Here is a 7,800-nt window from a genome sequence, read left to right as displayed (position 1 = left end):
ACGCCGAACGCGGCCGCGAACGGCCGGCCGCCGAACCGGTCGCCTCGGTCATTCGTGGGATTCCAGTCTGCCCTCGGAGGCCTTCTTCGAGTACTGCAAGGTGATCAGCACGCCCTTGATCAGGCGCAGCGCCGTCAAGCAGAGCACCAGCGCCAGCGGTATCCATAAGATGAAGTGCAGCCAAAGCGGCGGGCTGAACGTCACCTCCATCCACAATGCGAGGCCGACGACGAGGAAGCCGATGATCAGGATGACGAACACCGCAGGCCCATCGCCGGCATCGGCGAAGGAATAGTCGAGCCCGCAATTGTAGCAGCGCTTGCCGACGGTGAGGAAGCCCGAGAACAGCTTGCCCTCGCCGCAGCGCGGGCAGCGGCCATGCAGGCCGGCCGAGATCGGGTCAATGGGGGGCCAGATCGCCTTGTCTTCGCTCATACCGGCACCGTAGACCCTTTCGCTTGAAAAGATAAGGCGGCCACGTCGCCGCGGCCGCCCGTCGCTCCAAGCAATTCCGGAAAACCGCTACGCGCTTTCCCTGAATTGCCCTCTATCAGTGGCCTTCGATCAGCGCGCCGTTCGACGCCCAGACATAGATGGCGCTGAACAGGAACAGCCAGACCACGTCGACGAAGTGCCAGTACCAGGCGGCCGCCTCGAAGCCGAAATGCTGCTTCGGCGTGAAGTCGCCGCGCATGGCGCGCACCAGGCAGACAGCCAAGAAGATGGTGCCGATGATGACGTGGAAGCCGTGGAAGCCGGTCGCCATGAAGAAGGTGGCGCCGTAGATCGATTCCTTGAACGCGAAGGGCGCGTGCATGTACTCGTAGGCCTGCACCATGGTGAACAGCATGCCGAGGCCGACGGTCAGCACAAGGCCGTTGACCAGGCCCTTGCGGTCGCCATGCAGCAGCGCGTGGTGCGCCCAGGTCACCGTCGTGCCCGACAGGAGCAGGATGATGGTGTTGTAAAGCGGCAGGTGGAAGGGGTCGAGGACTTCCATGCCCTTCGGCGGCCAAACGCCGCCGGTGAAGGCGGTGCGGGCATACTGGTTTGCCTCGCCGGGAAAGAGACTGGCGTCGAAGAAGGCCCAGAACCAGGCGACGAAGAACATCACCTCGGAAGCGATGAACATGATCATGCCGTAGCGCAGATGCAGCGACACGACGCGCGTGTGGTAGCCTTCATGCGCTTCCTTGATGGTGTCCGACCACCAGGCGAACATCGTGTAGAGCACGATGATCATGCCGATGAAGAACAGCCACGGATTGGCGATGTTGTGACCGAAGACCGGGAAGTTGCCGCCCTTCAGATACTGCATCAGGCAGACGCCGCCGATGGCGGTGACCAGCGCGCCGACCGAACCCAGGAAGGGCCAGGGGCTCGGGTTGACGAGATGGTAGTCGTGGTGTGGTTTTGCGTGCGCGTCTGCCATATCAACCCCCGAGGCTTGCTTCGGAATCTGGAATTTTGTTGCTGCTGCCAGCGGCCGGCGCCGACGAAGCGACCGGCTGTTTCTTTTCGACCGGGAACATCGTGTAGGACAGGGTAATGGTCTTCAAATCCTTGAGTTCCGGCACGTTGACGATGTCTGGATCGACATAGAACACGACCGGCATGTCCAGCGTCTCGCCGGGCTTCAGCGTCGTGTCGGTGAAGCAGAAGCACTCCACCTTGTTGAAGTAGGCGCCGGCCATTTCCGGCTGCACGTTGAACGAGGCGCGGCCGGTGATGGGGCGGTCGAACTTGTTGGTGGCGCTGTAATGCGCCTGCGTCGTCTCGCCGATCTTGATCGTTACCGAACGGGCGACGGGCTCGAACTGCCACGGAATGCCGTTGGTGTTGGCGTCGAAGCGGATGGTGATGTCGCGGTCGAGCACGCGGCCGGCATATTGCTTCTCGGCGCGTTGCGTGGTGCCGCCATAGCCCGTGACCTGGCAGAACATCTTGTAGAGCGGCACGGCAGCGTAGGCCATGTCGACCATGCCGGTGAAAAAGGCGAGGCAGACCGCGGCGACGATGCCGTTGTTCACCTTGCGGGGCTTGCTCACGTCGCCGCCCATCAGCCGCCTCCGAACAGACCCGAGCCGGTCAGGCTCGCGCCATGGTGGCCGAAGCGCGCGATGGTGACGACGTAGAAGATGATGACCAAAGCGGCCAGCGCCAAGCCGATGGCAGCGGAACGATTGCGGCGCGCCTTCAGCTGGCGCTCGGTGAGCGTGACCAGTTCGATCTTCTTGTCGGCCACGATCATATCCCCCCCATGACGAGGGCGCGCCCGACCACGCAGTCGACGAGATAGGCGGCGAAGATGGCGAAGAGATAGAGCAGCGAATAGCCGAAGAGCGCCTTGGCCGGCTTCATCGCGCGGTCGCCGTCAGCCATGCCCAGCACTTTCCAGGCATACCAGACGAAGCCTAGGCCCAGCAGCGCGGAAACCACGCCGTAGCCGGCGGTGGTATAGCCGAGCGCCCAGGGCAGCACGCCGATCGGCGCCAGGATCAGCGCATAGGCAAAGATCTGCCGGCGCGTCGGGGCCTGGCCGGCCACATTCGGCATCATCGGGATGCCGGCGCGGGCGTAGTCATCGGACTTGAACAGCGCCAGCGCCCAGAAATGCGGCGGCGTCCACAGGAAGATGATCAGGAACAGGATCACGCTTTCGAGGCTGACCGATCCGGTCACGGCGGCCCAGCCGATCACCGGCGGGAAGGCGCCTGCGGCGCCACCGATGACGATGTTCTGCGGCGTCCAGCGCTTCAGCCACATCGTGTAGATGACGGCATAGAAGAAGATGGTGAAGGCGAGAAGCGATGCCGACAGCCAATTGACCAGCACGCCGAGCGTCATCACCGACAGCACCGACAGGACCAGCCCGAAGGTCAACGCCTCGCCTGGCGTGACGCGGCCCGCCGGCACCGGGCGGGATGCCGTCCTGGTCATCACCGCATCGATATCGGCGTCGTACCACATGTTGAGCGCGCCGGAGGCGCCGGCGCCTATGGCGATTGCCAGGATGGCGACCATAGCGATCAGCGGATTGATGGCGACGGGCGCGGCGACCAGGCCGACAAAGGCGGTGAAGACGACCAGCGACATAACGCGCGGCTTCAACAGGGCGAAGTAATCGCCCGCTGTCGCTTCCGAGATGCGAAAGCCCGCGTCCTTCATCAATCTGTGGTCGGCAAGGGCCATGCGTACTTAAAGTCCATCATTCCGTTGGCCAAGACCGCCGGCTGTCCGGCGATCTCGTGATAGGGCTGCCTTACTTGATCTTCGGCAGCTGTTCCCACTGGTGGAACGGCGGCGGCGAAGGCAGCTGCCATTCGAGCGTCGTGGCACCCTCGCCCCACGGGTTGGCGCCGGCGACGCGCTTCTTCTGGAAGGCTTCGAACACGCCGTAAAGGAAGATCGCGACGCCGACGGCCGCGATATAGGAGCCGTAGGACGAGATCATGTTCCAGCCGGCGAACGCGTCAGGATAGTCGACTGTGCGGCGCGGCATGCCGGCGAGGCCGAGGAAGTGCTGCGGGAAGAAGATCAGGTTGACGCCGACGAAGGTGACCCAGAAGTGGGTGTTGGCGATCACCGGCGAGTACATATAGCCGGTCATCTTCGGGAACCAGTAGTACCAGCCGGCGAAGATCGCGAACACGGCGCCCAGCGACAGCACATAGTGGAAGTGGGCGATCACGAAATAGGTGTCGTGCAGCGAACGGTCGAGGCCGGCATTGGCCAGTTGGACGCCGGTCACACCACCGATGGTGAACAGGAAGATGAAGCCCAGCGCCCACAGCATCGGCGGCTTGAAGGAGATCGAGCCGCCCCACATGGTGGCGATCCAGGAGAAGATCTTCACGCCGGTCGGCACCGCGATGACCATGGTGGCGAACACGAAATAGCGCTGCGTGTCGAGCGACAGGCCGGTCGTGTACATGTGGTGCGCCCAGACGATGAAGCCGACCGCGCCGATCGCGACCATGGCGTAGGCCATGCCGAGATAACCGAAGACGGGCTTCTTCGAGAAGGTCGAGACGATGTGGCTGATGATGCCGAAGCCCGGCAGGATCAGGATGTACACTTCGGGGTGGCCGAAGAACCAGAACAGGTGCTGGAAGAGCAGCGGGTCACCGCCCTGGTCCGGCACGAAGAAGGCGGTGCCGAAATTGCGGTCGGTGAGCAGCATGGTGATGGCGCCCGCCAGGACCGGCAGCGACAAAAGCAGCAGGAAGGCGGTGATCAGCACGGCCCAGGCAAACAGCGGCATCTTGTGCAGCGTCATGCCGGGAGCGCGCATGTTGAAGATGGTGGTGATGAAGTTGATGGCGCCGAGGATCGACGACGCGCCGGCGATGTGGATCGACAGGATCGCAAGGTCCATCGCGGGGCCGGGCTGGCCGGAGGTCGAGAGCGGCGGGTAGATCGTCCAGCCGCCACCGACACCAAAGGCGCCTGGCGCGCTCGGCACGAACATCGAGGAGAGCAGCAGGATGAAGGCCGGAGGCAGCAGCCAGAAGGAGATGTTGTTCATGCGCGGGAAGGCCATGTCCGGCGCGCCGATCATGATCGGCACCATCCAGTTGGCGAAGCCGCCGATCAGAGCCGGCATGACCATGAAGAAGATCATGATCAGGCCGTGCGCGGCGCCGAAGGCATTGTACATGCTCTTGCCGCCATCGATGGCGGCGTCGCCCTGCATGCCGTAGACCATCTGCGCCAGACCGCTGAATATCTGGATGCCCGGTTCCTGCAGCTCCATGCGGATGGCGACCGAGAGCGCGCCGCCGATGATGCCGGCCATGATCGCGAAGATCAGGTAGAGCGTGCCGATGTCCTTGTGGTTGGTCGAGTAGACCCAGCGGACCCAGCCATGCGGCCTGTGGTCGTCGTGATCGTGAGCTGCAGCCTCTGCCATGTTCCGCTCCGTTCCCTAAATCTTGCTAACCCGCGGCATCAGTTGCCGGCGGCCGCTACCTTGTTGGTACCATCGATCTCGGCCATCAGCGCCTTGTTGGCGGCGGGCACATCGGTCTTGGCCGTTTCCAGCCAGGTCTTGAACTGCGCATCGGAAACGACGCGGACCGCGATCGGCATGAAAGCGTGGTCCTTGCCGCAGAGCTGCGAGCACTGGCCGTAGTAGAGGCCCTCCTTCTCCGCCTTGAACCAGGTCTCGTTGGTGCGGCCGGGAACGGCGTCCATCTTGATGCCGAAGGACGGCACGGCGAAGGAGTGGATGACGTCGGTCGCGGTGATCAGCACGCGGGTCGTAGTGTTGACCGGGACAACCAGCTCGTTGTCGACCGCGAGCAGGCGCGGATAGAGGGCGCGATCCTCCTTGCCGGCCTTGGCGCGGTCGCCATCCTGCAGAACCGCCGAGTTGAAGGAGAAGGTCTTGTCGACCTGGTACTCGTAATCCCAGTTCCACTGGTTGCCGGTCGCCTTGACGGTGAGCTTGGCTTCTTCCGGCGGCGTATATTGCGCGGTGAGCAGCTGGAAGGAGGGAATGGCGATGAGCAAGAGCACGATCACTGGCCCGACGGTCCAGATCACCTCGATCAGCGTGTTGTGGCTGGTTTTTGACGGCACCGGATTGGCGCTGGCGCGGAACTTAACGATGCAGACCAGCAGAAGCACCAGCACGAGAACGGTGATCGGGACGATGAACCACATCGTGTAGTTCCCGAACCGCTCGATCTGCCGCATCATGTCGGTGGCCGGAGCCTGGAAGCTCACCTCCCATTCCCGCGGCTGGTCGGCACGGGCCGCGGCACCGGAGAAGAGCACGGCCGAAGCTGCCGTACCTGCCAAGAATTTAGCGCTTGCCAGGAATTTCCTCATCGCCCTCTCGTCTCCCACTTCCCGCGATCTTGTCGCACCAATAGCGGACGATGCCGGGATTGGGAATCCCGGTCTGTCCCTGGGTGGTTCAAACCATACTCTTTTTCCCTCCGCAAGAAAGGAGCGGAGGAAACCGTGCGGCATTTTTGCGCGCAGCCCGAAGGCCGTGTTCAGCGCTCGCCATGCTATATGCCGGGCGGCCCCAATTCGGGCGAATTTGCTTTGGAAAAGCACGCAATTGCCGGTATCGGGGCGCACCGGCGACGGTCTCGTCCTTTACTTGGCCCGGGCGCAGCTTAAAGTGCCGTGATTCGCAATGGAGCCGTCATGACTTCCTGGCTTTCGAGAACCTTGGCGAAGGTCGTTCTTGCCGTCGCCTTGCTCGGCGTCGGCATAGCCGTTGGCGCCGCCGCCTCGCCGAACAACGCCACGCCACCCAGCGGCACGGTGAAGTCGACGCATGGCGCATGGTCGATCATCTGCGATACGCCGGCGGGAGCGACCTCCGAGCAATGCGTGATGATGCAGAATGTCGTCGCCGAGGATCGTCCTGAAATGGGCCTTTCGGTCGTGGTGCTGCGCACCGCCGACAACAAGGCCGAGATCCTGCGCGTGCTGGCGCCGCTCGGCGTTCTCCTGCCCAACGGCCTCGGTCTCAATGTCGACGGCAAGGATATCGGCCGCGCCTATTTCGTGCGCTGCTTCCAGGATGGCTGCTATGCCGAGGTGATCCTCGAAAAGCCGCTGCTCGACACGTTGAAGAGCGGCACCTCGGCCACCTTCATCGTCTTCCAGACGCCGGAAGAAGGCATCGGCATTCCCGTCGACCTCAAGGGCTTTGCGGAAGGCTTCGCCGCCCTACCTTGATCTTGCCGTCCACGCGCAGCGGCCGCCCCTCAGGCTGAGGCGCGGTGGTGATGCGGTTGACGGCCAGGAGGCTTGATGCGCGCGACGTTATCCATTTCCATTGCAGGTCTGGCGCTTGCCTACGTGGCCTCGGCGGCCCGGGCCGAGGATGCCGCAATCCTCCAGACGCCGGACCCCGCGACGGTTCTCGATATCGCCAAGGGCTTCGGCTCGGCCAGGATGGGCAAGGACGACAATGGCGACCCGATGATTTCCGGCCGCGTCGAGGGCGTCAAATACCTGATCTATTTCTACGGCTGCGAAGACCACGAGAACTGCAAGTCGCTGCAGTTCTCGACCGGCTACACCGATCCGCTGACCGTCGACCAGGCCAATGCCTGGAACGCAAAATACCGCTGGGTGAAGGCCTATTCGGGCGACGGCTCGAACTTCAAGATGGATGTCAGCTTCGCCGGCGGCATCACCAGGGCCAATCTCGAGGAACAGTTCTCCAACTGGAACGCGATGGCCGGCAACATCAAGGACTTCGTCAACGGCAGGTGACGGCGTCGCAATCGCCGGCTTCAACTCGTTAGCGATTGTCTGAGGCCAGCTTCGCGCCTACATCCGGTGCAAGATTTGTTTCCACGAATGGATTTGCCATGAACAGCCTGATCGGCCAATTCGATATTTCCGATGATCGCGTCAAGGAGATCGTCACCGAGACCATCAAGGGCGCCGACGACGGCGAGTTGTTCCTCGAATACAGCGAAAGCGAGGCGCTGATGTTCGACAATGGCCGGCTGAAGACGGCCAATTTCAACACCGATCAGGGTTTCGGCCTGCGCGCCGTGGCCGGAGAGGCCACCGGCTATGCGCATTCCAGCGATCTTTCCGAAGCCTCCCTGCTGCGCGCGGCCGACGCCGTCTCGGCGGTCAAAGGCGGCTATTCCGGCACATTGGCCGGAGCACCCGCCCGTACCAACCGCCATCTCTATGGCGACGAGAACCCCATCCCCTCGCCGTCCTTCGAGGCCAAGGCCAAGCTGTTGCAGGAGATCGACGGCTGGCTGCGCGCGAAGGATCCGCGCGTGCGGCAGGTGACGGCCTCGCTGGCAG

The 7,800-nt window shown here is 63.1% G+C and carries 10 protein-coding genes; 3 read left to right on the top strand and 7 right to left on the bottom strand.

Annotated elements, in window-relative coordinates:
• Positions 1 to 48 precede the first annotated feature (48 nt).
• The 7 genes from EOA27_RS13340 to coxB form a co-directional block, all read right to left on the bottom strand.
• The gene (locus EOA27_RS13340) at positions 49 to 435 is read right to left on the bottom strand and encodes a DUF983 domain-containing protein (protein ID WP_112125877.1); all 387 of its coding nucleotides are present in this window, start codon (positions 433 to 435) and stop codon (positions 49 to 51) included.
• Between the two features lie 115 nt (positions 436 to 550).
• On the bottom strand, positions 551 to 1,432 hold the full coding sequence (locus EOA27_RS13335; protein WP_042641766.1) for a cytochrome c oxidase subunit 3: 882 nt from the start codon (positions 1,430 to 1,432) through the stop codon (positions 551 to 553).
• Position 1,433: 1 nt separating this feature from the next.
• Complete coding sequence (locus EOA27_RS13330) at positions 1,434 to 2,060, bottom strand: cytochrome c oxidase assembly protein (RefSeq protein WP_127256409.1); 627 nt, start codon at positions 2,058 to 2,060, stop codon at positions 1,434 to 1,436.
• Positions 2,060 to 2,251: a hypothetical protein gene (locus EOA27_RS13325; protein ID WP_126078557.1), complete on the bottom strand. Its 192-nt coding sequence runs from the start codon at positions 2,249 to 2,251 to the stop codon at positions 2,060 to 2,062. The genes EOA27_RS13330 and EOA27_RS13325 overlap by 1 nt, the downstream gene beginning before the upstream one ends.
• On the bottom strand, positions 2,248 to 3,192 hold the full coding sequence (locus EOA27_RS13320) for a heme o synthase (protein ID WP_126078558.1): 945 nt from the start codon (positions 3,190 to 3,192) through the stop codon (positions 2,248 to 2,250). The genes EOA27_RS13325 and EOA27_RS13320 overlap by 4 nt, the downstream gene beginning before the upstream one ends.
• 70 nt (positions 3,193 to 3,262) lie before the next feature.
• Positions 3,263 to 4,912 (bottom strand): cytochrome c oxidase subunit I, encoded by a 1,650-nt coding sequence (gene ctaD / locus EOA27_RS13315; protein ID WP_042641760.1) that lies wholly within the window; start codon positions 4,910 to 4,912, stop codon positions 3,263 to 3,265.
• Positions 4,913 to 4,950: 38 nt separating this feature from the next.
• Positions 4,951 to 5,835: a cytochrome c oxidase subunit II gene (coxB, locus tag EOA27_RS13310; protein WP_126078559.1), complete on the bottom strand. Its 885-nt coding sequence runs from the start codon at positions 5,833 to 5,835 to the stop codon at positions 4,951 to 4,953.
• Between the two features lie 327 nt (positions 5,836 to 6,162).
• On the opposite strand from coxB, the gene EOA27_RS13305 reads away from it, so the two are divergent.
• From EOA27_RS13305 to EOA27_RS13295, 3 genes are all read left to right on the top strand, one after another.
• Positions 6,163 to 6,702, top strand: a complete 540-nt coding sequence (locus EOA27_RS13305) for an invasion associated locus B family protein (protein ID WP_126078560.1) — start codon at positions 6,163 to 6,165, stop codon at positions 6,700 to 6,702.
• A 75-nt stretch (positions 6,703 to 6,777) separates the two neighbouring features.
• Entirely contained in the window at positions 6,778 to 7,245 is a 468-nt protein-coding gene (locus tag EOA27_RS13300) for a YbjN domain-containing protein (RefSeq protein WP_126078561.1), read from the top strand.
• Between the two features lie 98 nt (positions 7,246 to 7,343).
• Positions 7,344 to 7,800 (top strand): DNA gyrase modulator (locus tag EOA27_RS13295; protein ID WP_281059418.1); only part of this gene is annotated, 457 nt, incomplete at its 3' end.

Source organism: Mesorhizobium sp. M2A.F.Ca.ET.037.01.1.1 (assembly GCF_003998075.1).
GTDB lineage: Bacteria > Pseudomonadota > Alphaproteobacteria > Rhizobiales > Rhizobiaceae > Mesorhizobium.
Note: the sequence above shows the minus strand (reverse complement) of the source record. Positions and strands in the feature narration are given on the sequence as shown.

Coding starts and splice junctions, on each gene's coding strand:
- EOA27_RS13340 (WP_112125877.1), bottom strand. CDS start 435: ATGAGCGAAGACAAGGCGATCTGGCCCCCCATTGACCCGATCTCGGCC.
- EOA27_RS13335 (WP_042641766.1), bottom strand. CDS start 1,432: ATGGCAGACGCGCACGCAAAACCACACCACGACTACCATCTCGTCAAC.
- EOA27_RS13330 (WP_127256409.1), bottom strand. CDS start 2,060: ATGGGCGGCGACGTGAGCAAGCCCCGCAAGGTGAACAACGGCATCGTC.
- EOA27_RS13325 (WP_126078557.1), bottom strand. CDS start 2,251: ATGATCGTGGCCGACAAGAAGATCGAACTGGTCACGCTCACCGAGCGC.
- EOA27_RS13320 (WP_126078558.1), bottom strand. CDS start 3,192: ATGGCCCTTGCCGACCACAGATTGATGAAGGACGCGGGCTTTCGCATC.
- ctaD (WP_042641760.1), bottom strand. CDS start 4,912: ATGGCAGAGGCTGCAGCTCACGATCACGACGACCACAGGCCGCATGGC.
- coxB (WP_126078559.1), bottom strand. CDS start 5,835: ATGAGGAAATTCCTGGCAAGCGCTAAATTCTTGGCAGGTACGGCAGCT.
- EOA27_RS13305 (WP_126078560.1), top strand. CDS start 6,163: ATGACTTCCTGGCTTTCGAGAACCTTGGCGAAGGTCGTTCTTGCCGTC.
- EOA27_RS13300 (WP_126078561.1), top strand. CDS start 6,778: ATGCGCGCGACGTTATCCATTTCCATTGCAGGTCTGGCGCTTGCCTAC.